This is a genomic window from Ruegeria sp. CI8 (assembly GCF_056536865.1).
The window spans coordinates 20,709-43,081 of record NZ_JBQFQL010000003.1; the positions used below are offsets into that span (position 1 = coordinate 20,709).

Here is a 22,373-nt window from a genome sequence, read left to right on the forward strand (position 1 = left end):
ATGATGATCTCTAAATACTCTATTAACATTAGCTCGGTATTTACCATTCCGCAGCGAAACTCTCGCTGAGCCTACGCGATATCAGACGCTCAGGGTGGGATGGATGAGCATCGATATTGTTAGTTCCCAGGCAGCTTTTTCCGGTTTTGCCGCGCCGCGCGTAGGTCTGACATTCAGTATCACCAAACGCTTCATGGATGTTGCTGTTTCTCTGGCCCTGTTGCCACTCCTGGCGGTTTGCGCAGTCCTGTTGCTCGTCATGAACCACATTCTAAACCGAGGGCCCTTGTTGTTTTGCCAGATCCGCACGGGCAGAGGAGGAAGAGCGTTTGTCGCCTACAAATTCCGTTCAATGAAGCCTGGTCACGGTAAGATCAGGGGGCCCCTATGGCCCGGTTACCGCGCCCGGCTTGGCGTCCGCCCCGGAATCAGCGGCTATGCCCAGACCGAAGTCGGGCACGCACAAAGTCTTGAAGATATTCGGAAAAATTTTGGACCGACCACTACTACATCAATAATCCGAGCCTTGCATTCGAATTTTGGATTATTTGGCGGACGCTGCAGGCGGTTGCAGAGTTCAAGGGCAATTGACGCCAAGAAACGGTGACAGAACACAAGCACATGCAAAGGCCTAACACGACCGACGAAAAACCTCATGGCGCGAACAGGCGCGAGAAAACCGTGGACGGTTTGGTTCTGCTGGCCTTTGCCCGGCTGTGATGGCCGGACAGATACACAATCGCCGGCTGCGCGGGTCTCGGTCTTTTGCTGGGATTGGGGATCTCGCCCTTTGCGATAGAACCCCGCTTCCGGTCCGAAACGACGTTGGTTCTGACACGCTCTGCGGGCTATTCCGACGTGCCGTCGCAAGCCATGACGGGCTAGGTGTCGACATCTCCGCCATCAATACCCAAGTCGAAATCCTTGGCTCTGCTCGTTTGATGCATAGCCCGGCGCTGGAGCTAAACCTCCAGGATGATCCATGGTTCAATCCAGCCATCCTCGCATCGCGTTGGACCGTATTTTGGCAAAATCCGGCGAACCGGTCGGATAGCGAAGCCCTGGGCATTGTCGCGGAAAACGTCACAAAGGCGGTATCTATCGAAAACGTCCTCAATTCAGATGTCATACGATCAGCGCAACAACCAACGACCCTCAGAAGTCGGCTCAGATTACGGATACCTTGGCCATGCTTTTCGTTCGGGATCAGATCAACGCAGAAAGCCGAATGGCCGGCCGAAACTGTTTCATGGTTTTCGGATCCGGTGACCGGGCTGGAGCAGGAAATCGCCCGGCAGGAGGACGCCATCAAGGTCCTGCGGTCGCCAGCCCCGAAGCACTGGCCGCGCACCTTTTCGAAACCCGAACAAGGTTGGCCAATCTGCAAAGCCGTCTTCAAGAGCTTGACCAACTGGACCAGACACTTGTTGACTTGGACCCCGAACCCTTCAAAGGCGAGGTTCAGGAAGTCATTCATGGTCGCCTTCCCACCAGCCTTTCAAGGCAGGTAGCCACGAGGGACGCAGCAGCAAGGATAGCTCTCGCCGAATGTGTTTCAGAATTGATCGCCCAGAATGCCAGTGTGACAGCCGAACTGCGCCAGTTCGAGCGCGACGCCCGTGTAACCCGGTTGCTGCACGAAACCTTTATTTCCAGACTGGAGGAAGCCGCCGTCCAACAGGGCGCACAAACGCCGGACAGCCGCATAATTTCGACAGCCACTCCGGGTAAACAAGTTGCACCGCGTTCTGGTCTGATCATGTTTCTTGGGGTGATCGCCGGGGTGGCTTTGGGGCTGGGCATCATTCTTGTCCAGCAAATCCGGCAATCCGCGGTTCCGGCTGGGGCCGATCTGGAGATGGCCACCAGCGTACCGGTTCTGGGGCATTTGCGATTGGCACCGACCCGCCAGCACAGTCGGTTGGTCGGGTACCTATCGACAAATTCGACGTCGCCGCTATCGGAAGCGGCCAGAAACCTGCGAACGTCTGTACTGTCACCAAATTCGGACGCTCAACCACAGGTCATTCTGTGCACCTCGTCGGTACCGGATGAGGGTAAGATCACGATGTCGATTGCCCTCGCGCAAAGCCTGGCGGGGCTCGGTCGATCTGTTCTGCTGGTCGAAGCCGACATCCGGAGCCTGTCTTTCAGGGAGTATTTTCCAGACAACCCGAACGGTGGGCTGGTCACAGCGCTGACCGGAGGGACACCCTTGGGCAACCTTCTACGTACCGACACCCGGTTGTCGGTCAATGTTCTGATGGGCGAGCGCAGCACACGCAGCGCCGCGGATATTTTTTGTCTTCGCGCTTTCATGACCTCACGCAGAGGTTGCGGGCAGACTACGACAATATTCTGATCGACAGCCCGCCGGTTTTGGCCGTTTCTGACGTCCGGGCAATCGGGCAGGCCTGTGACGCGATCCTTCTGTCGGTTGCACCGGCCACCACGTCCCGCGCCCAGTTGGCACAAGCGCTGCGCGAGTTTTCCAGCGTGAACTTGCAGGTCACCGTGCTGGTCATCTCGGACCTGGGGTCTGCCCGAAAGCAGACCAAGGCAGGCGGTCAGTCCTATGGGGCATATGCCCGTTACTACAACGTGCGACTATCTAGCCGACGATCATCTGCTTCATGCGCAGGGCTTCGTATTCCAGCTCTTTCAGGCGGAAATGCACGACATCGCCGATGGTGATCATGCCGCAAAGCTTGCCGTCGCGAAGAACCGGCATGTGGCGGAATCGCCCCTCGGTCATCGTCTTCAGCACATCCATCAGCAGATTGTCCGGCGTGCAGGTCCGCACCTCGCGTGTCATCAGCGCCTCGACCGACTGTGGCAGCGTCTGACCCGGAGTATCCGCCATGCGGCGAACGATATCCCGCTCGGAAAGGATTCCCTGGAGTGCGCCGTTCTGATCGGTGACGACAACCGCCCCGATGCGTTTCTCCTTTAAAATTTCGACCACCGAATGGATGGTGTCATTCGGCCGAACCGAAAACACCGCATCACCTTTTCCTTCCAGCAATTTGGCGACAGTGGTCTGAGTATGTGACAAATTCGACTCGGCGGATTGGCTGTAAGTGCTTGACCCGGCCTTGTCGCCACGTGTCGGGGGCTGGTAAGAGCTTGGGGCCATGGGCGGTCTCCTCCTTCAACGCTACAGGCTGTCCTCACCACCTTATCGCAGCAGAGAAACCTGTATAGGGTGCAAATTCAAAAACCGGTGCAACCGCGCCGGGTCGCAAGGAAAAACCGGACCCCGTGACCCAACTCCATCTCTCTCCTGCGGTTGCCGCCCTGATCTTCCTTCTGGTCGTGATCTGCGGGCATAATTTCCGCAAACTGTGGAAAGAACAGCCCCCGGGTTGGCAGAAACATGCGTGGCTGTTTGGAGTGCCCGCTGCGGTCGGGCTGCTGGTCCTTGGCTTCCTGCCGCTGGCGCCCTGACGCAGGTTTGACTCTGGGTGGGGCCGCTGGCATATGCCGGGCAACACATTTCCAGGAGATCGCCCCATGCGCCGACTGCTTGCTCTGGCCCTGCCGCTTGTTGTTTCTGGCTGTCTGTTCGACGAGGAGCCCGAGATTGTCCGTCTGTCCGGCGAAACTATGGGCACGACCTATCACATCACCGCAATCGGCGAGGATCTGGACGAGGCTGCTCTGTCCGCCGACGTCGAGGAAACGCTGGCGCAGGTGAACGCCAAGATGTCCAACTGGGACCCGAACTCCGAGGTCTCGGTCTTTTCCGCCTCAGCCAGCACCGACCCGATGCCGGTGTCAAAGGAATTCGCCTACGTGATCGAGGCGGCCAACCAGGTGCACGACCAAAGCGGCGGCGTGTTCGACGTGACGCTTGGCCCGTTGATCGAGCTGTGGGGCTTCGGCCCGCGCAAGCCCGAAGACCCAGTACCTTCGGACACCGAGATCGCGGCGGCACTGGAACAGGTGGGCCAGGCGCGCCTGTTGACGCTGGATGCGCAGACCGGGACGCTGGCCAAGGCGCAGCCGGGCGTTGGGATCAACCTGTCGGCCATCGCCAAGGGGTACGGGATCGACGCTGTGGCTGAGACGCTGCGTGAGGCCGGCATCGAGAACTACATGGTCGAGATCGGCGGCGATCTGGTGGCCCGTGGTCAGAACGATAAGGGCGAGGCCTGGCGCATCGGCATCGAAAAGCCCGAAACCGGGTCGCAGACCGTGCAGTTCATCGTGCCGCTGGACAACCGCGGCATGGCGACCTCGGGCGATTACAAGAACTTTTTCGAACAGGACGGGGTGCGGTATTCGCATATCATCGACCCGACCACCGGACGCCCGATCACTCATCGGACGACCTCGAGTACGGTTCTGGCTGAAAATGCGATGCTGGCCGATGCCTGGGCCACCGCGATGCTAGCACTGGGGCAGGAGCGGGGGCTGAAACTGGCCGATCAGCTGGGTTTGGCGGTGTTTTTCATCTCGAGGGATGTGACAGGCGGCGAAGATGCCTATATCACGGTACAAAGCAGCGCGTTCAAGGATGCGCTGGGATCGAACTGAAGGGCGGGCCGACCGATGAGCACCTTTATCCTCGCGTTTGTTCTACTGCTGATCATCATGGTCGGCATGTCGCTGGGCGTGATGCTGATGGGCAAGACCATCAAGGGCAGCTGCGGCGGGCTGAACGCGATCTCGGGCGCCGACAAATGCGTGGTTTGCCAAAAGGACGTGGACCCCAACAGCCCCCTGCGTGACAAGCTGCAATGCAAGCGCGCCCGCCGGATGGTGGAACAGATGGAAAGCCAGGACGCGCAGCACTGAATGGCCAAGGCCCGCAACATCCTGTTCATCATGTTCGACCAGCTGCGCTGGGATTACCTGAGCTGTTACGGCCATCCACATCTGCACACGCCCAATATCGACCGGCTGGCCGCGCGCGGCGTGCAGTTCTCGCGGGCCTATATCCAGTCGCCGATCTGCGGCAGCTCGCGCATGTCCACCTATACCGGGCGCTATGTGCAGTCGCACGGCGCCTCGTGGAACGGCATCCCGCTGAAGGTTGGCGAGCTGACCATGGGCGACCACCTGCGCAAGGCGGGGATGGACTGCTGGCTGGTCGGCAAGACCCATATGCGCGCCGACGCCGAAGGCATGGCGCGGCTGGGCCTGGAGTCCGATAGCCTGATCGGCGCCCGCGTGGCCGAATGCGGTTTCGACGTGTACGAGCGCGACGACGGGATGCGTCCCGAAGGCCCCGACGGGTTCTATGACCCTGATGGAGCTAGGGCCTACAACGCTTGGTTGGCCGACAAGGGCTATGACGGCGACAACCCCTGGCACGACTTTGCCAATTCCGGCCTGGATGCCGATGGAAACGTGTTGTCGGGCTGGTTCCTTAAGAACGCGCCGCAGGCCGCGAACATTGCCGAGGAAGATAGCGAGACCCCCTATCTGACCACGCGCGGCATGGAATTCATGGAAACCCATGACGGCCCATGGTGCTGCCACCTGAGCTACATCAAGCCGCACTGGCCCTATATCGTCCCCGAGCCCTATGCCTCGATGTACGGGCCCGAGCATGTTCTGCCGCCCAATCGGTCTGAGGCCGAACGGGCCGACGCGCACCTCGTGCTGAGCGCCTTCATGCATACCAAGATCGGCCAGACCTTCTGGCGGCAGGATGTGCGCGAAGCCGTGATCCCCGCCTATATGGGCCTGATCAAGCAGGCCGACGACCAGATCGGGCGACTGCTGGACTGGATGGAGCAGACCGGCCGCATGGACGACACGATGATTGTGCTGACCTCGGACCATGGCGATTTTCTGGGCGATCACTGGATGGGCGAAAAGACGTTCTTCCACGACGCTTCGACCAAGGTGCCGCTGATCATCTACGACCCGTCCGAACAGGCCGATGCCACGCGCGGCACCACCTGCGACGCGCTGGTCGAGTCGATCGACCTGGCCCCGACATTCGTCGAGGTCGCGGGCGGTGCGGTGCCTGATCATATCCTGGAAGGCCACTCGCTGCTGCCCATCCTGCACGGGCAGGCGGCCGAGACCCCGCGCCAATTCGTGATCTGCGAATACGACTATTCGGCCTCGCCCATCGCGGAAACGCTGGGCGTGTCGGTGCGTGATGCGGCGATGTTCATGGTGGCCACGAAAAAGTGGAAGCTGATCCATTGCGAAGGCGGGTTCCGCCCGATCCTGTTCGATCTGGAAAACGACCCAGGCGAGCTAACCGATCTGGGCGACAGCGCGGCTCATGCTGATGTGATCGCGCAGATGTATGACCATCTGTTCGCCTGGGCCCGGCGCCCGTCGCAGCGCACCACGCGCTCGGCGGCCGAGCTGGTCGAGATGCGCACCAAAAGTCGCGGCAAGGGCGTGGTCCTTGGGGCCTATGACGAAAGCGACGCCCCGCCTGAATTGACGGTCAAGTATCGCGGCCGCAAGGCGCGGCCCTGGCAGCAGATCAGGAAATAGTCCCGCGCGGGGCGCATCGCCGCAAAAGGCGGTTCACGATGCGGCGGGCAGGGGATAGAAGAACGGACAAGAGCAGTTACCGGAGACCCGACATGAGCGCACCCAAACCCGTCGTCCTGTGTATCCTTGATGGTTGGGGTCTGTCCGACGACACGCAGGCCAATGCGCCCTATCTGGCCCACACGCCCACCTTCGACGCGATCATGTCCAAGGGTCCGCACGCGCGGCTGATCACCCATGGCCCGGATGTGGGTCTACCCAGCGGCCAGATGGGGAATTCCGAGGTCGGGCACACCAATATCGGGGCCGGGCGGGTCGTGGCCATGGATCTGGGCCAGATCGATCTTGCGATCGAGGATGGCTCGTTCTTTGAAAACGCTGCGCTGCAGGACTTTGTCGCCAAGGTGAAGGCGGCGGGCGGAATCGCGCATCTGATGGGGCTGGTCTCGGATGGCGGGGTGCATGGGCACCTGAACCATATCGTCGCCGCCGCGACAGCGATCACCGAGGCGGGCGTGCCGGTGGCGCTGCACGCCATCACCGACGGACGCGACGTGGCCCCGAAATCGGCGCTGGACTTCCTGGCCGAGCTGGAGCGCCGCCTGCCTGCGAACGCGCGCGTCGTCACCGTCTCGGGGCGGTATTATGCCATGGACCGCGACAACCGGTGGGAACGGGTCGGTCGCGCCTATGACGCGATCATCAAAGGTGAAGGCGCGCGGGCTGATACCGCAAGCGCTGCGATTCAGGCCGCCTACGACCGGGGCGAAACGGACGAGTTCATCGCGCCCACAGTTCTGCCCGGCTACGAGGGCGTCCGCGACGGCGACGGCTTCTTCTGCCTCAATTTCCGCGCCGACCGTGCACGCGAGATCCTGCGCGCCATCGGCGAACCGGGATTTTCCGAATTCGACACCGGCCCGCGCCCGCACCTGTCGGCGCTGCTGGGCATGGTGAAATATTCCGACGGCCACAATGCCTACATGACGACCGTTTTCCCCAAGCGCGAGATCGTGAACACGCTGGGCGAATGGGTTGCCAAGCAGGGCCTGCGCCAGTTCCGCCTGGCCGAAACCGAGAAATACCCCCATGTCACGTTCTTCCTGAACGGCGGCAAGGAAACCCCCGAGCCCGGCGAGGATCGCTATATGGCCCCGTCGCCCAAGGTGGCGACCTATGATCTGCAGCCCGAGATGTCGGCCGGAGAGGTGACGGACAATTTCGTCGAGGCGATCGAGGGCGGCTATGACCTGATCGTCACCAACTATGCCAACCCCGACATGGTGGGCCATACCGGTGACCTGCAGGCCGCGATCAAGGCCTGCGAGGCCGTTGACCAAGGCCTGTCCCGCGTGGTCGCCGCGCTTGAAAAGGCAGGCGGTGCCATGATCGTGACGGCCGATCACGGCAACTGCGAAACCATGATCGACCCCGAAACAGGCGGGCCGCATACCGCTCACACCCTGAACCCGGTACCCGTGGCGCTGGTTGGCGGACCCGAGGGCGCAACCCTGCGCGAAGGTCGCCTGTCCGATCTGGCGCCTACGGTGCTGGACCTGATGGGCCTGCCCAAGCCGCCGGAAATGACGGGTCAGAGCCTGCTGTCATGAGGCTGCGCGCGCTTCTTCTGGCGGCCCTGATGGCGGGGCAGGCGGTCCGGGCCGCGCCGGACCCCGCGCAGGCGGCACTGGAGGCAGCGCAGATGCTGGAACAGGCCTCGATCGCGCTGACCGAGGCCGAAACCGCCCGCGACCGCGTGCGTGCCCTGACCGAGACGATCCAGGCCTACGAGGCCGGGCTGGCCGCCATGCGCGACGGGCTGCGCCGAGCGGCTTTGCGCGAAAGCCAGCTGACCGCCGAGTTGAACGCGCGCGAACGCGAAATCCGCCAGTTGCTGGGCGTGCTGCAAACCATCGAAACCACGGCGCCACCGGTTCTGATGCTGCACCCGGCCGGGCCGCTGGGGGCGGCGCGCACCGGGATGATGCTGTCCGAAGTCACCCCTGGCCTGAACACCAGAGCCCAGGCGCTGGCCCGGGATCTGGACGAGGTGCAGACCCTGCGCCGCTTGCAACAAAGCGCTGCGGACACGCTGACCGAAGGGTTGGAAGGCGTGCAGAACGCCAGGACGAAGCTGAGCGAGGCCATAGCGGATCGTACCGACCTGCCGCGCCGCTTCATTGAAGACCCGGTACGGACAGCCATCCTGATCTCATCAACGGAGACTCTGGATGGTTTCGCCAACGGTCTATCTGAGATATCGGATGGAGAAATCATAGCCTCGAACGCGGATGTGTCCCAACTGAAAGGACAAATTCCGCTGCCGACCCAAGGCGTCATACTCCATCGTTCCGGCGAAACGGACGCCGCAGGGGTCACGCGTCCGGGGCTTGTACTGGGAACCAGACCACGTGCATTGGTGCTGTCGCCGACAGCGGCCACGATCCGATACAGAGGGCCGCTTCTGGACCTTGGAAACCTTGTGATCCTGGAACCGCAGCCCGGTTTGCTTTTTGTCTTCTCCGGCCTTCAGGAGGTGTATGGGGACCCCGGTCAGGTGATCCCCGAAGGAACACCAGTGGGCCTGATGCCCGGTCAAACACCAGAAATCGGCGCGATTTTGTCAACAAGCGGTGATGGCACTGGAACTGATCGTCCAGAAACGCTCTATATAGAGGTAAGAGAGAACAATAGCCCCGTGGATCCGGAATCATGGTTCCGGCCTGACAAGGATGGATAGACGAGTATGAAGAGATTTGTGATGGCCGGTCTGGCCGGCACCGTGGCAGGGATTATTGCGACTACCCAGATCGCCGGGCCACTGCTGGCGCAAGAGGCCGAAAACAAGGCCGGAGTGTATGAACAACTTGACCTGTTCGGAGATATCTTCGAACGGATCCGCGCCCAGTATGTTGAGGAAGTCGCCCCCGAAGAACTGATCGAGGCTGCGATCGACGGCATGTTGACGTCGCTGGATCCGCATTCAAGCTATCTTTCCCCGGACGACGCCGAGCAGATGCGCGTGCAGACGCGCGGTGAATTCGGTGGGCTGGGCATCGAGGTCACCCAAGAGGATGGCTTCGTCAAAGTCGTCTCGCCGATTGACGGCACGCCTGCGGACGAAGCGGGCATCGAGGCCGGCGATTTCATTACTCATGTGGACGGCGAAAGCATCCTGGGTCTGACGCTGGACAAAGCAGTCGACCTGATGCGCGGCCCGGTCGGTTCGGAAATCGTCATCACCGTCGTGCGGGAAGGCGAACCCGACCCATTCGATGTGACCATCATCCGCGACACGATCAAACTGACCGCCGTTCGCGCCCGCACCGAAGGAGCCAGCGTGGTGCTTCGTGTGACCACCTTCAACGATCAGACCTTCCCGAACCTGAAAGAGGGCTTGGAAAAGCAGATCGCCGAAGCTGGCGGCATCGACAAGGTGAACGGCTTTGTTCTGGACCTGCGCAACAACCCCGGCGGGCTGTTGACCCAAGCCATCAAGGTATCGGACGCATTCCTGAACGAAGGCGAGATCGTCTCGACCCGTGGGCGCAATCCCGAAGATGGTGAACGCTTCAACGCAACCCCGGGTGATCTTGCCCAAGGCAAGCCGATCGTAGTGCTGATCAACGGCGGATCGGCGTCGGCTTCCGAAATTGTTGCAGGTGCATTGAAGGATCACCACCGCGCGATCGTCGTCGGCACCAAAAGCTTCGGCAAAGGATCGGTTCAAACCGTGATGCCGCTGCGTGGCGACGGGGCGATGCGTCTGACCACCTCGCGCTACTACACCCCGTCGGGTCGGTCGATCCAGGCTTTGGGTGTCAGCCCCGACATCATCGTGGAACAGCCCCGCGTCCGTCCCGAGGCTGAGGAAGAGGAAGAAAGCAACGCCCGCACCCGGTCCGAGGCCGACCTGCGGGGCAGCCTGAACAATGACAGTTTGACCGAGGATGAAATCCGCCAGATCGAGGAAGACCGCACCAAAGCGGAAGAAACCGCCGAACTGCGCAACGAGGACTACCAGCTGGCCTATGCGATCGACATTCTCAAAGGCCTGTCCGCCTTCAATCCGACAGAGCGGGCATCGCAGTAAGCTGCGCAAACAATGACCGAAGGGCCGCGGTTTTCCGCGGCCTTTTCTTTTGGCTCAGCTCTCGATTTTGTGCAGTTTCTTTTCGTCCAGCATCAGCGCCAGAACCAGGCCGATCGACACCGACAGCGTTGAAAACACAAAAGCCATGTCCATCCCGCTGTCAAAAGCCATCGACAACGCGGATTTGATCTTTTCGGCCTCGGGCGCGCTGAATTTCTGCATGACAGCGTGCGCGGTCTTGGTCGTCAATGTACCGCCATTGATGGCTTTTTGATCGGCCAGGGACATGTCGATGCTGGCCTTGGCAAGGTGCTCGCGAAAGCTGGACAGGCTGACCATGTACATGATGGCCGTCGCGCAGGCGACCGAAATGGCGCCATAGACCAAGTGCACCATGAAGCTCAGACCGCCAACCAGGCCAGCGCGTTCGGGCTTGACGGCGCAAACGGCGGCGGTGCCCGACGGGCCAACCGTCAGTGTCGCTCCCAATCCGATCAGAGCCATCCCCGGAAGAATTTGGAAATACCCCAGCCCGGCCGGCATCACGACGACACTGGCCGCGCCTATCGTAGCGCAGAGATACCCCCAGAACAGCAGGCGCTTGGGTCCGAAATCATTGTACAAGGTGCCAGAGACGATCGACCCGACCGCCAAAAGAACGGTCAGCGGCGCAAGGCCCAGAGCGGATTCAAACACTGACCAACCAAGAACCTTTTGCATATATTGCGGAAAATACAGCAATCCCACAAAGGCCGCCGAGACGTTGAACATGTTCAGCCCCAAGGTGATGCGAAATTGCGGATTTTGCATCATCTGCGGCAGCAATAGCGGTTCTTTCACCCGTTTTTCCACGCGTGGGAACAACAGAAACAGCGACGCGCTGAGGAAAAACAGAAACATCAGCGGAACCGACAGCCAGCCCCAGTCCGACCCGACATCAAGCGCGTACAGCAGCAGCAGGACAGCAAAAGAAAGGACACCCATTCCGGCAAAGTCGATGTGCTCACCCGTCTTGTGGGTCTGGTCACGCTGCATCAGCAGGACTGCCGTGGCCATCGAGATGCACGAGAAGACGACATTCGCCAGAAAGAACAGGCGCCAATCCCCAAGATTGACGACAAACCCGCTGATCATCGGACCAAATACGTTGCCCGTCGTGACACCGGCAAGGATCAACCCCATGACCATCGCACGGTGTTCCTCACGGGATACCCTCGTTGCCCCGAAGGCCAGCGTGCACGGCCACACGCATCCCGCGCCGATACCTTGAAGCGCGCGTGCGCCGATCAGGAAATCAAGGCTGGGAGATACGAAACACATGACCGAGGCGAAAAGAAACAGCGACAATCCGATGATCATGATCTTGCGATGACCGTACATATCGCCCAGCCGGCCGCCTGCGACCATCGTCATGGCGAAGAACAGCGCGTAGATGTTCAACACCCACTGAGTACTCGTGATATCGGCATCAAACGAGTTTTCGATCGCCGGAACCAGCATCAGCGCACCGGTAAAGTCTATGCCGATGCCAAACGCCGTTACCATCAGCGCTATGACCTTGATAATGCTGTCACGTTCCATTCGGCCCCCTGAGTTTCCTTGGCGGCTCAATCATGCATGAATTCAGCAAAAAAGATAGGAATGCGTCCAAGCAGGTTTCGATTACGTAGATCCTGCAGGCTTTTGGCCGATCAACCCTGACCAGCGCTCAACCGACGCACCACGCGCTTCAGAAGATCAAGTTCGGCGCGCAGCAGGTCCATCTCGGCTCGGATATCGCCTACGGCCGGCGCGCCCGCGATTACGGTGATGTCGCCCACTTTTTCCTGTGAAGCGCTGTCGAGGATAATCACACTGTGGACACCTTCGGACAACAGGGCCATTGGTACGGGAACCCGAACATGCCAGCCACCTTCGGCCTCGGAAACCTCGATACCTTGCAGGACCTGATCCCGGTACCGGGCTTCAAGTTGGGGTGCGGTACTTCCTGAAAAGTGGCCTTCCCATACGCCGTCTTCGAACCGGATCGGGACGAGTTTTGTTTCCACCATGGCCTTTCCTTTCACAAGTCAGCGCGATGATGGCGGCACAGGGTCAAATCCCGCAGCACCACACGGTTCATACCAGGATCCTGGATGATAAGGTCCAGCCACATCTTCTCGATGCGACGTTCGTTCAAGGACAGATGCGCAAGATCAAAATCGATGTCGGATGTCGCATCTTTCGGTTCCAGCTTTCGCAGCACCTGCTCGGTATTCGGTCCATTCTGGATATTCAGCCTGGCAAAGACCTCGGCCGGGCGTTCACTGTCGACCGTCACATGGGTCCGGACCAGGTGTTGCCGCGTCAGACCCTCGGCGGCGCTGCCCGGAATCTCGACAGACACGGAGAGGAACGAGCCTTGAAAGCTGAATACGTCGATCGCCAGGCTGAAAGGCGCCAGGTCCTTTTCCCCGCTGTTGCGGATTTGCCGGACTGCAATCTCGGCCAGCGGACAGTCATGGAAAAGCGCCACGCTGTCATCAAGCTGCGCCTTGCGGGACACTGATACCAGGCCCGTAACGGGCAGGGGGCTGCCCCACAAATCCGGGCGCCATGCCCAATCCGTGCCAAGCGGTCTGGGGAAATTCTGGGTGCCGATATGCGGGCGGGTCAGGCGCCCGTCCGCAATCTGGATCAGCCGATCAAGTTGGGCGCGAAGCACTCGCGCCTGATCACGCTGCTGGCGAAGCAGGGGCAGGTCTTCGTGCGGCGCGTTCTGCGCCGTCCGTTTCCAGTGCCCAACTGCCTTGCGGCTGAAATACCGATCCAGAAGTCTGCTCATGTGCCCAGTGCTTGAAACTGCACCTCTTTAGTCGGATTCCGCGGGCGGAATAAACCCGCCTTCGACAGATAGCACTGCAAAATTCCCGAATTGTGAACGACGCCGGTCCTGCCGGCCGGATTTTTGCAAGATCACGCCGGGGCACGTTCTTGAAATAGCACGGGGCAAAGCTTACCGTCAGGCACCCGGTCGCCGTGGATCCTCCGCAACGGGCCGCAGTCCAAAAAACAAGACGAGGCCGGGGCATGGAACCCACCCTATTCGCGTTCATCTGGAAACATTCCAAGAAACAGCAATTCATTCTGCTGCTGTTGACCGTACTTTCGTTTCCGTTTCTCTATGCCTCGCTTGAACTGCCAAAGCAGATCATCAACGACGCCATCGGCGCGACCGGAAACACGGTAACGCTGTTCGGCACGAAGGTGACCCAGGTCCAATACCTGCTGATCCTGTGTTTTGCCTTCTTGGGAACCGTCCTCGCTGGCGGCCTCATGAAGATGCGCATCAACACCATGAAGGGGATCCTGGCCGAACGCATGTTGCGTCGGCTCAGATTCACCCTGATCAGCCGGATGCTGCGCTTCCCCAAACCGTATTTCTCGACCACAAGCCAGGGCGAGCTGGTGTCGATGATATCGTCCGAAGCGGAACCGATGGGTGGACTGATGGGCGACGCGATCGCCCAGCCGGTTTTTCAGTTCGGTCAGATGATGACGATTGTCACTTTCTTGTTCATGCAGAGCGTCTGGTTCGGGCTGGCCTCGATCGCGCTGATTCCGCTGCAAGCCTGGCTGATCCCGCGCCTGCAGCGTCAGATCAACCTTTTGAACAAGGACCGTATTCAGGAGATCCGTCACCTGAGCACCGAGATCGGCGAAACCGCCGCCGGTATCAGCGACCTGCGCGCGAACGGTGGTTGGCGCTATCGGCTGGCGCAGTTCAGTCATCGTCTGGGAACCTTGTTCGATATCCGGGTCCGGATCTACAACAAGAAATTCTTCATGAAGTTCCTCAACAACCTGATCACGCAGATGACGCCGTTTCTGTTCTATTCGGTCGGCGGCTATCTCGCGATCACGGGCGAAGTGACAGTCGGTGCGCTGGTTGCGGCGCTGGGGGCGTACAAGGACCTCAGCGGCCCTTGGCGCGATCTGCTGACCTATTACAATCAGGTTCAGGACATGTCGTTGCGCTGGCAGGTCGTCACCGAACGGTTTGCACCCGAGAACATGATCCCCGAAGAACTGTTCTATGGCGAACCGGAGAGCATCCCGCACCTGCAGGGCGACATCGAATTGCGCAATGTCACGGTGCGCGACGAGGACGGCAAGCTGATCCTTGAAGACATCGACCTGACGATCCCAAAGGGCGCTCGGGTCGCCATCAAGGCCTCGCACGACTCGGAAAGACAGGCGCTGGCCCAGTTGCTGATCCGCGAGATCCTGCCGGTTCAGGGCGAGGTCCTTCTGTCTGGGCACAACCTTCGCGAACTCCATCAGGCGGTGATCGCCGCCCGTGTCGGCTATGCCCACTCGCGACCCTACTTGTTCAACGGCACGCTTGGGGACAACCTGCTGATGCCTTTGCGTCCCCATCCCCAGCACGAGACCGAAGCTCTGAAGGCTCCATCACGTTATCAGGTCGAAGCCGTGCGCGCCGGCAACTCCCCGGACCTGCTGGAGGACGAATGGGTCGACCCACGCCTTGCCGGGCTACAGAGCATCGACGAGATCCGGGATTGGTGGTTCGAACTGGTCGAGGCGATGGGCATCGACGAATTCATGTTCCGGAGGACGTTGCGGTCGCAATTCGATCCCGAACTGCACCCCCATCTGGCCAAGGCGATCGTGGATGCGCGCGACAAGGTTGCAGCGCGTCTCAAGGAAAAGGGCTTGGACAAATACGTTTACCGGTTCGATCCGGACCGGTTCAACCCAGCCGTACCTTTGGGGGGCAACCTTCTGTTTGCCTCACCGTCGCGCAACATCTCACCGGACATCCTAGCCGGGGACGCTCGATTTCTTGCCATGCTGCGGGCCCATGATCTGGACAAGGACGCCCTAAGCATCGCGACGGCGGTCCTCAGCACGCTGCGGAAAACATTCGGCCGAGAAGGGACGGATCACCCGCTGTTCCTGCGTTTGGGCATGTCCAAGGACATGTACCATCGACTGCTCGACATCGACGAACGCCGCATGTCGAAAGGTGAGGCAACCCTGTCCGAACGTGAAATGGCACTGTTGCTGACGGTGCCGTTCATGCTGACCGCCGAACAGATCGGCCCCAGTTTCCCCGAGGAGTACAAGGAAAAGATCCTTTCGATCCGGCGCACGCAGGCCCAAAACCTGCACGCATCTTTCGACGGGCTGTTCATTCCCGTGGCACCCGAAACCTATGTTCCGCGCCTGACCGTCATGGAAAATGCCCTGTATGGCCGCGTGTCGCTGATGGCCGGGGCACATGCCGAAGAGATCGAGGATGCCGTAGCCGAAGTCCTGATCGAGGCCGGTCTCACCCGTCGCCTGGCGGCTATCATCTACGATCTGCCGACCGGTCTTGGCGGGGCCAACCTGCCCACGGTTTTCCAGGAACGTGCCGCGTTTTCACGGGCAGCGATCAAGCGGCCCGACATCCTGATCCTGGACAAGGTCCTTGCCAGCCACGATTCGGAAAGCCGTCTGCGTACGCGCCTCAAGCTGCGTGAGTTGCTTCCTGACTCGGTCATGATCTTCATGGAAGATCATTTTGGCCATCCCGAAGCCTATGACATGTACGTGGAAATCAAGGACGGCCGAATCGACGGTGTATCGCGTTCCAAGGTCGAGGCGGATGACGAACAACCCGAAGACTTCAGCCGAAAACTCAAGATCATTTCGGCAACCGAACTGTTTTCGAGGCTTGACGGAAAACACCAGCGTCTGCTGGCCTTTTCGGCGCAATGGTACGACGCGGCGGCGGGGCAGACCATATTCTCGCGCGGGCAAACGCCCGACGCTGCCTATCTGTGCATCTCCGGGCAGGCGAGCCTGGAATGGACGATGCCGGACGGCGAAAAGCGCAACATCTCCGTCGTCGAGCCAGGCCGTCTGATCGGCGACCTGTCGATCATCACCGGCGCGCCTCGGCAACTTGACCTCGTTGCGATGACCGACTGTTCGTTCCTGCGGATCGGCGCGGAAGAGCTGCGCGCCGTGGTAGAGGGTGACGCGGCTGTTTCGATGCGCCTTCTCGAAACGGTGGCCGGGTATCTGACAACTGTCTCGGAACGACTGTTGCTGTCTAATACCCCGTTGACACCCGAAGCCGAGACCGGGGCGGGCGGTTAGGATGCGCGACCCGCAGCCACACCCGGCCTATGCCCCGCACGAAATCCTGGTGGCGCCGGCCAGGGCTTATCCCGAACTCTGGCGGCTGCTGCTCGGGTTCGCGATCATCACGGTCGTCGTGCTGGCACTGAATCTGGTTCTCCTGGCCGCTGTAACCGCCTTTGGTTCGGCCGAACTGGTGTCCGGTTTCGAAGACGGGTCCTCGGCCCTGGCGCTGCTGGTCATCCTTTCCAGTTTTGCCTTTGCCACATTGGGCGTCGGATTGGCCGTGCGACAGGTGCAGCACCGGAAACTGATCTCCGTGGTTGGGGCGCCGATTCTGACTGTACGGCAATTCTGGCGGGTTCTGCGGGCGCTGGTCGTGCTGGGTGCCTTGCTTTTTGTTCTGCCCCCATACGATATGGGACCGCCCTTGGAGCCAAACCTGCCGGTTTTCAGGTGGCTGCTGCTGTTGCCGCTGGCGCTGGTGGCTGTCCTTATTCAGGTCAGCGCCGAAGAGATTCTATTCCGCGGGTTCCTGCAACAATCGCTGGCCGCGCGGTTCAGGGCCCCGTGGATTTGGATGGGTGTACCCTCCCTGATTTTTGCTGCCGGGCACTACGCACCTCTTGCCGCCGGTGACAATGCTATCCTGATCGCAGTTTGGGCCTTTGTCTTTGGCCTTCTTAGTGCAGACATCACCGCCAGAGCAGGAACGCTGGGACCCGCAATCGCCATGCATTTTGCCAACAATGTAACGGCTCTGCTGATCGTATCGTTGCCTGACGGCCTGGGTGGGCTGGCCCTCTATCATCTTCCGTTCGAAACATCGGACACCGGTATCCTGCGCCAGTGGCTTGTCGTGGATTTCGCGGTGATGATCGTCAGCTGGCTGGTTGCGCGACTTGCGCTCAGGCGCTGATTGCATTTCCTTCCGTAGCGTCTTATTTGACTGCAACCCGCATCAGCAAGGTTCCGACATGAACTGGATCACAAACTACGTCCGCCCCCGGATCAACTCGATCTTCTCCCGCCGTGAGGTGCCCGAGAATCTCTGGCACAAATGCGACGAGTGCGGAACGATGCTGTTCCACCGTGAACTGGCGGACAACCAGAACGTTTGTACCCAGTGCGGACACCACATGCTGATCACCCCGCGCGAGCGGTTCAAGCACCTGTTCGACGGCGGCATCTTCACCGAGGTCGCAGTGCCCGCGCCCAAGGAAGATCCGCTGCAGTTCCGCGATCAGAAGAAATACCCCGACCGGATGAAGGCGGCGCAGAAAAAGACCGGCGAGAAAGAGGCGATGCTGGTCGCCACCGGCGAGATCGGCCGCACCCCCATCGTGGCCGCGGCGCAGGACTTCTCGTTCATGGGCGGTTCGATGGGCATGTATGTCGGCAACGCCATCATCGCCGCCGCGCAAGAGGCGGTGAAACTCAAGCGCCCGCTGATCCTGTTTTCCGCCGCCGGCGGCGCCCGGATGCAGGAAGGCATCCTCAGCCTGATGCAGATGCCGCGCACCACGGTCGCGGTGGAGATGCTGAAAGAGGCCGGCCTGCCTTACATCGTCGTTCTGACCCATCCCACCACCGGCGGCGTCACCGCCTCCTACGCGATGCTCGGCGACGTGCATATTGCCGAGCCGAACGCGCTGATCTGTTTCGCCGGCCCCCGCGTGATCGAGCAGACGATCCGTGAAAAACTGCCCGACGGCTTCCAGCGCGCCGAATACCTGCTGGATCACGGCATGCTGGACCGCGTCGCCAAACGGACCGAGTTGCGGGACGAGTTGATCACGATCATCCGGATGCTGATGGGTCTGCCCCCGGCGGTCAAAGGCGATCTGCCCGCCCCGAACGAGGACGCGGCCGAACAGCCTGACGCGCAGGCCAAGCCTGCCGAAGACCAGCCCAAGAAATGACCGCACCCACATCCGACGTCATCCTCGACCGGATGATGGCGCTGCACCCCAAGATCATCGACCTGACCTTGGACCGTGTCTGGCGTCTGCTCGAAGCTTTGGGTAATCCGCAGGACAAGCTGCCGCCGGTGATCCATATCGCCGGTACCAACGGCAAAGGCTCGACCCAGGCGATGATCCGCGCCGGGCTGGAAGGGGCCGGGCTGACGGCCCATGCCTACACCTCGCCGCATCTGGCACGCTTTCACGAGCGCATCCGCCTGGCGGGCAAGCTGATCTCGGAACCCGACCTGACCGCCGTTCTGGATGAGTGCTACACCGCCAATGGCGGCGAGAACATCACCTATTTCGAGATCACCACCTGCGCGGCCCTGCTGGCCTTTTCCCGCGTGCCCGCCGACTACACGCTGCTCGAGGTGGGGCTTGGCGGGCGGCTCGACGCCACCAACGTAATCGCAAAGCCCGCGGTCACGGTCATCACCCCGGTCTCGATCGACCATGAACAGTTCCTGGGCAACACGCTGGCCAAGATCGCCGCCGAAAAGGCCGGCATCATCAAGCGCGGCGTGCCCTGCATCGTCGGCCCGCAGCCGGAAGAGGCGATGGAGGTCATCGAGGCCACCGCCGCCCGCCTCGGCGCACCGCTGCTGGCCCACGGCCAGCACTGGCACGTCCACGAGGAGCATGGCCGCCTGATCTACCAGGACGAAAACGGCTTGCGCGACCTGCCGCTGCCGAACCTGCTGGGCGCCCACCAGATCCAGAACGCCGGCGCCGCACTGGCGGTCCTGCGCCACCTCGACCTGGGCGACGAGGCCTACGAGGCCGCAGTCACCCGTGCCGAATGGCCCGCCCGGATGCAGCGCCTGAAAACCGGCCCGCTCGTCGAACAGGCGCCCCAGGCCGAACTCTGGCTAGACGGCGGCCACAACGCCGCCGCCGGCGTCGCGTTGGCGGACGTCTTGGCCAAGCTGCCCCCGCGACCCACACACCTGATTTGCGGCATGCTCAACACCAAGGACGTAACCGGCTACCTCTCCCCGCTGGCCCAGAAAGCTGCCAGCCTGACCGCCGTTTCCATCCCGGGCGAGACCAATACGCTGAGCGCCGAAGAAACCGCTGCCGCCGCCAAATCGGTGAACCTGCCCGCGACGACCGCCAGCAGTGTGTCCCAAGCCCTCGACACCATCATCAAAGCCGACCCACAGGCGCGCGTGCTGATCTGTGGCTCGCTCTACCTCGCGGGCAACATCCTGCGCGAAAACGGCTGACCATTCATTGAGTCACAGCTACGCCAGCGGCAACGCTCGCTATTGTCCCCAGTCCTGCGCCTGCATCTCCCGCAGGCGCGAGGCTGTGCGCTCGAACTCGAAAACACCTTCCCCCTCGACATACAGCATCTCAGGCTCGGCGGCCGCTGAACAGATCAACCGCACCTTCGCCTCGTACAGCGCATCGATCAACGTGACGAACCGCTTCGCCTCGTTGAAGTTGTTGCGCGACAGGCGCGGTATGTCCTCGAGCACCAGCACTTTTACCGCATCAGCAATGGTCAAATAGTCCCCCGGCCCCAACATCCGGCCGCACAGATCATAGAACGAGGCCCGTGCCACACCATTGCGAAAAGCGGGCAACACTACCTCGCGCCCCTTGACATGCAGGGTCAGGGGTTCGGCCGGCCCACCGGACAGGTCGGCCCACACGGCCCGGATCTTCTCTCGCGCCTCGGGTCCGATGGGTGTGAAATAGACCGGCGAGCCCTCGAGCCGGTTCTGCCGGTAATCCGTGGGCGAGGTCAGTTCCCACACTTCGAGCTGCTGCTTGATGTGGTGGATGAAGGGCAGGAACAGCTGCCGGTTCAGGCCATCCTTGTACAGATCGTCGGGATGACGGTTGGAGGTGGTCACAACGACGACGCCACCCGCATGCAGCATGTCGAACAGCCGCCCGACGATCATCGCGTCGGTGATGTCGGTGATCTGCATCTCGTCAAAGGCCAGCAGGCGCACGGATTTCACGACCGAGGCCGCCACCGGCGCCAGTGCATCCTGCACGCCGGTTTCGCGCGCCTCATGCATGCCAGCGTGGATTTCCTGCATGAAGGCATGGAAATGGACGCGCCGGGCCGGAACTTCGCCCAGCGTTTCGACGAACATGTCCATCAACATGGACTTGCCGCGCCCCACGCCGCCCCACAGGTACAAACCCTTGGGCGGCGGCGGTGCCTTGCGGAACAGCCCGCGTTTCACCGGCGCGGCCAGAGCCGCCCGGATGCGCTCGAACTGGGGCAGAACGGCCTCTTGCGCGTCGTCGCGGTTCAGGGTGCCATCGGCAACGCGGGCCTCGTACAACGAGATCATGTCGGTCATGGCCCGAGCCATAGCGCCCGCCCGCGCCATTGAAAAGAAGGCATCCTCCGGCACGCATCAATTTTGGTTAATCGTGACCGCAAAACTCCTGAATTGACGAGCGAGCCCAAGCGGATACTGTCGGCGGGCTGAACCCGGAGGCCCAATGACCCCAACCGCCCGTCTGCTCAACCCGGTGCTGATCGTCGGATGCGTGATCATCACGGTCAGCTTCGCCGTGCGCGCCTCGTTCGGAGTGTTCCAGATTCCGATCGCCGAGGAGTTCGGCTGGCTGCGCACCGATTTCTCGCTGGCCATCGCGATCCAGAACCTGGCCTGGGGCATCGGCCAGCCGATCTTTGCCGCCATCGCCGAAAAGATGGGCGACCGGCGGGCGATCATTCTTGGTGCGCTGACCTATGCGGCGGGGATGGTACTGTCGGCTTGGTCCGTTACGCCCTTCGGGCATCAGCTTTATGCCTGGCTGGTGGGCTTCGGTATCGCAGGCACGGGCTTTGGCGTCGTGCTGGCGGTGGTCGGGCGGGCCTCGACGGATCAGAACCGCTCGATGTCGCTGGCGATCGTAACGGCAGCGGGCAGCTTCGGGCAGGTGATCGGTGCGCCGACAGCTGAATGGATGCTGACCTTTCTGCCGTGGCAGCAGGTGTTCATCATCTTCGCCATTGCCATTCTGGCCCTTGTGCTGACACTGCCCTTCATGCGCGCACCCGCGCAGGTCAGCAAGGCCGAATTGGAAGAAAGCATGGGCAAGATCCTGGGCCGCGCCTTCCGCGACCCGTCCTATGCGCTGATATTCTTGGGTTTTTTCAGCTGCGGCTATCAACTGGGCTTCGTCACCGCGCATTTCCCGGCCTTCGTGACCGAGATGTGCGGCCCGATCCAACCTGGCGGTGTCTTGCATGCGATGGGCATCACCACAACGTCTGCTTTGGGTGCGCTGGCGATCTCGTTGATCGGGCTTGCCAATATCGGAGGCACCCTTCTGGCCGGATGGGCGGGCAATCACTTCCCCAAGAAATACCTTCTGGCAGCAGTCTACACCGGGCGCACGATCGCCGCCGCGGCGTTCATCCTGTTTCCCATCACGCCTCTGACCGTGATCCTGTTCTCGCTGGTCATGGGCTCACTGTGGCTGGCGACGATCCCGTTGACCTCGGGCCTCGTCGCGCATCTTTACGGCTTGCGCTACATGGGCACGCTGTATGGCATCATCTTCTTCAGCCATCAGGTCGGCAGTTTCCTGGGCATCTGGCTGGGCGGCCGAATGTATGACCTTTATGGCGATTACACCATGGTCTGGTGGATCGGCGTGGCCATCGGCGCCTTCAGCGCGATCGTACACCTGCCGATCCGCGAAAATCGCCCCGCGCAGCCCGCTGCCGCATAGGA

Annotated in this window: 20 protein-coding genes; 14 read left to right on the forward strand and 6 right to left on the reverse strand. The window is 61.2% G+C overall.

From position 1 onward, the window contains the following. Positions 1 to 103 precede the first annotated feature (103 nt). Both ACR0DA_RS13495 and ACR0DA_RS13500 read left to right on the forward strand, forming a co-directional pair. Positions 104 to 607 carry a sugar transferase gene (locus tag ACR0DA_RS13495; protein WP_480754438.1) on the forward strand — a complete coding sequence of 168 codons (504 nt, stop codon included), beginning with the start codon at positions 104 to 106 and terminating at the stop codon, positions 605 to 607. A gap of 765 nt (positions 608 to 1,372) precedes the next feature. Next, complete coding sequence (locus ACR0DA_RS13500; RefSeq protein ID WP_480754439.1) at positions 1,373 to 2,362, forward strand: GNVR domain-containing protein; 990 nt, start codon at positions 1,373 to 1,375, stop codon at positions 2,360 to 2,362. Here the strand turns inward: ACR0DA_RS13500 and ACR0DA_RS13505 are convergent. Both ACR0DA_RS13505 and ACR0DA_RS13510 read right to left on the reverse strand, forming a co-directional pair. After that, on the reverse strand, positions 2,346 to 2,525 hold the full coding sequence (locus ACR0DA_RS13505; RefSeq protein WP_170367297.1) for a hypothetical protein: 180 nt from the start codon (positions 2,523 to 2,525) through the stop codon (positions 2,346 to 2,348). The genes ACR0DA_RS13500 and ACR0DA_RS13505 overlap by 17 nt on opposite strands. A gap of 86 nt (positions 2,526 to 2,611) precedes the next feature. Further along, a complete protein-coding gene (locus ACR0DA_RS13510) occupies positions 2,612 to 3,136 on the reverse strand; it encodes a CBS domain-containing protein (RefSeq protein ID WP_480754441.1) in 525 nt (174 codons plus the stop codon). A gap of 125 nt (positions 3,137 to 3,261) precedes the next feature. Between ACR0DA_RS13510 and ACR0DA_RS13515 the strand changes: the two genes are divergently transcribed. The 7 genes from ACR0DA_RS13515 (at position 3,262) to ACR0DA_RS13545 (ending at position 10,561) form a co-directional block, all read left to right on the forward strand. Next, positions 3,262 to 3,447 carry a hypothetical protein gene (locus ACR0DA_RS13515; protein ID WP_480754443.1) on the forward strand — a complete coding sequence of 62 codons (186 nt, stop codon included), beginning with the start codon at positions 3,262 to 3,264 and terminating at the stop codon, positions 3,445 to 3,447. 66 nt (positions 3,448 to 3,513) lie between these two features. Next, a complete protein-coding gene (locus ACR0DA_RS13520; RefSeq protein WP_480754445.1) occupies positions 3,514 to 4,539 on the forward strand; it encodes an FAD:protein FMN transferase in 1,026 nt (341 codons plus the stop codon). A gap of 15 nt (positions 4,540 to 4,554) precedes the next feature. Next, the gene (gene nqrM / locus ACR0DA_RS13525; RefSeq protein ID WP_480754446.1) at positions 4,555 to 4,800 is read left to right on the forward strand and encodes a (Na+)-NQR maturation NqrM; all 246 of its coding nucleotides are present in this window, start codon (positions 4,555 to 4,557) and stop codon (positions 4,798 to 4,800) included. Continuing rightward, on the forward strand, positions 4,801 to 6,468 hold the full coding sequence (locus ACR0DA_RS13530) for a sulfatase-like hydrolase/transferase (RefSeq protein ID WP_480754448.1): 1,668 nt from the start codon (positions 4,801 to 4,803) through the stop codon (positions 6,466 to 6,468). A gap of 92 nt (positions 6,469 to 6,560) precedes the next feature. Further along, positions 6,561 to 8,078 carry a 2,3-bisphosphoglycerate-independent phosphoglycerate mutase gene (gene gpmI / locus ACR0DA_RS13535; RefSeq protein ID WP_480754450.1) on the forward strand — a complete coding sequence of 506 codons (1,518 nt, stop codon included), beginning with the start codon at positions 6,561 to 6,563 and terminating at the stop codon, positions 8,076 to 8,078. Next, on the forward strand, positions 8,075 to 9,208 hold the full coding sequence (locus ACR0DA_RS13540; protein ID WP_480754451.1) for a murein hydrolase activator EnvC family protein: 1,134 nt from the start codon (positions 8,075 to 8,077) through the stop codon (positions 9,206 to 9,208). The genes gpmI and ACR0DA_RS13540 overlap by 4 nt, the downstream gene beginning before the upstream one ends. 6 nt (positions 9,209 to 9,214) lie before the next feature. Then, on the forward strand, positions 9,215 to 10,561 hold the full coding sequence (locus tag ACR0DA_RS13545; protein ID WP_170525885.1) for a S41 family peptidase: 1,347 nt from the start codon (positions 9,215 to 9,217) through the stop codon (positions 10,559 to 10,561). 54 nt (positions 10,562 to 10,615) lie between these two features. Here ACR0DA_RS13545 and ACR0DA_RS13550 read toward each other — a convergent pair whose 3' ends face one another. From ACR0DA_RS13550 to ACR0DA_RS13560, 3 genes are all read right to left on the reverse strand, one after another. Further along, on the reverse strand, positions 10,616 to 12,142 hold the full coding sequence (locus ACR0DA_RS13550; RefSeq protein ID WP_480754452.1) for an MFS transporter: 1,527 nt from the start codon (positions 12,140 to 12,142) through the stop codon (positions 10,616 to 10,618). Positions 12,143 to 12,252: 110 nt separating this feature from the next. Beyond that, a complete protein-coding gene (locus tag ACR0DA_RS13555; protein WP_480643320.1) occupies positions 12,253 to 12,612 on the reverse strand; it encodes a hypothetical protein in 360 nt (119 codons plus the stop codon). 11 nt (positions 12,613 to 12,623) lie between these two features. Next, positions 12,624 to 13,385, reverse strand: a complete 762-nt coding sequence (locus ACR0DA_RS13560) for a DUF6478 family protein (protein ID WP_480754453.1) — start codon at positions 13,383 to 13,385, stop codon at positions 12,624 to 12,626. A 245-nt stretch (positions 13,386 to 13,630) separates the two neighbouring features. Between ACR0DA_RS13560 and ACR0DA_RS13565 the strand changes: the two genes are divergently transcribed. From ACR0DA_RS13565 to ACR0DA_RS13580, 4 genes are read left to right on the forward strand one after another with little or no spacing between them, the layout of a single operon-like run. Then, entirely contained in the window at positions 13,631 to 16,711 is a 3,081-nt protein-coding gene (locus ACR0DA_RS13565) for an ABC transporter transmembrane domain-containing protein (RefSeq protein ID WP_170391501.1), read from the forward strand. A gap of 1 nt (position 16,712) precedes the next feature. Further along, positions 16,713 to 17,612 carry a CPBP family intramembrane glutamic endopeptidase gene (locus ACR0DA_RS13570; RefSeq protein ID WP_170391502.1) on the forward strand — a complete coding sequence of 300 codons (900 nt, stop codon included), beginning with the start codon at positions 16,713 to 16,715 and terminating at the stop codon, positions 17,610 to 17,612. Positions 17,613 to 17,670: 58 nt separating this feature from the next. Next, positions 17,671 to 18,615, forward strand: coding sequence for an acetyl-CoA carboxylase, carboxyltransferase subunit beta (gene accD, locus ACR0DA_RS13575; protein ID WP_170452524.1), 945 nt, complete (start codon positions 17,671 to 17,673; stop codon positions 18,613 to 18,615). After that, on the forward strand, positions 18,612 to 19,886 hold the full coding sequence (locus ACR0DA_RS13580; protein ID WP_170452526.1) for a bifunctional folylpolyglutamate synthase/dihydrofolate synthase: 1,275 nt from the start codon (positions 18,612 to 18,614) through the stop codon (positions 19,884 to 19,886). The genes accD and ACR0DA_RS13580 overlap by 4 nt, the downstream gene beginning before the upstream one ends. Positions 19,887 to 19,925: 39 nt before the next feature. Here the strand turns inward: ACR0DA_RS13580 and zapE are convergent, their stop codons facing one another. Then, positions 19,926 to 20,984, reverse strand: a complete 1,059-nt coding sequence (gene zapE / locus ACR0DA_RS13585) for a cell division protein ZapE (protein ID WP_170367286.1) — start codon at positions 20,982 to 20,984, stop codon at positions 19,926 to 19,928. 145 nt (positions 20,985 to 21,129) lie between these two features. Between zapE and ACR0DA_RS13590 the strand changes: the two genes are divergently transcribed. After that, entirely contained in the window at positions 21,130 to 22,371 is a 1,242-nt protein-coding gene (locus ACR0DA_RS13590; RefSeq protein ID WP_170448115.1) for an MFS transporter, read from the forward strand. Positions 22,372 to 22,373: the final 2 nt, after the last annotated feature.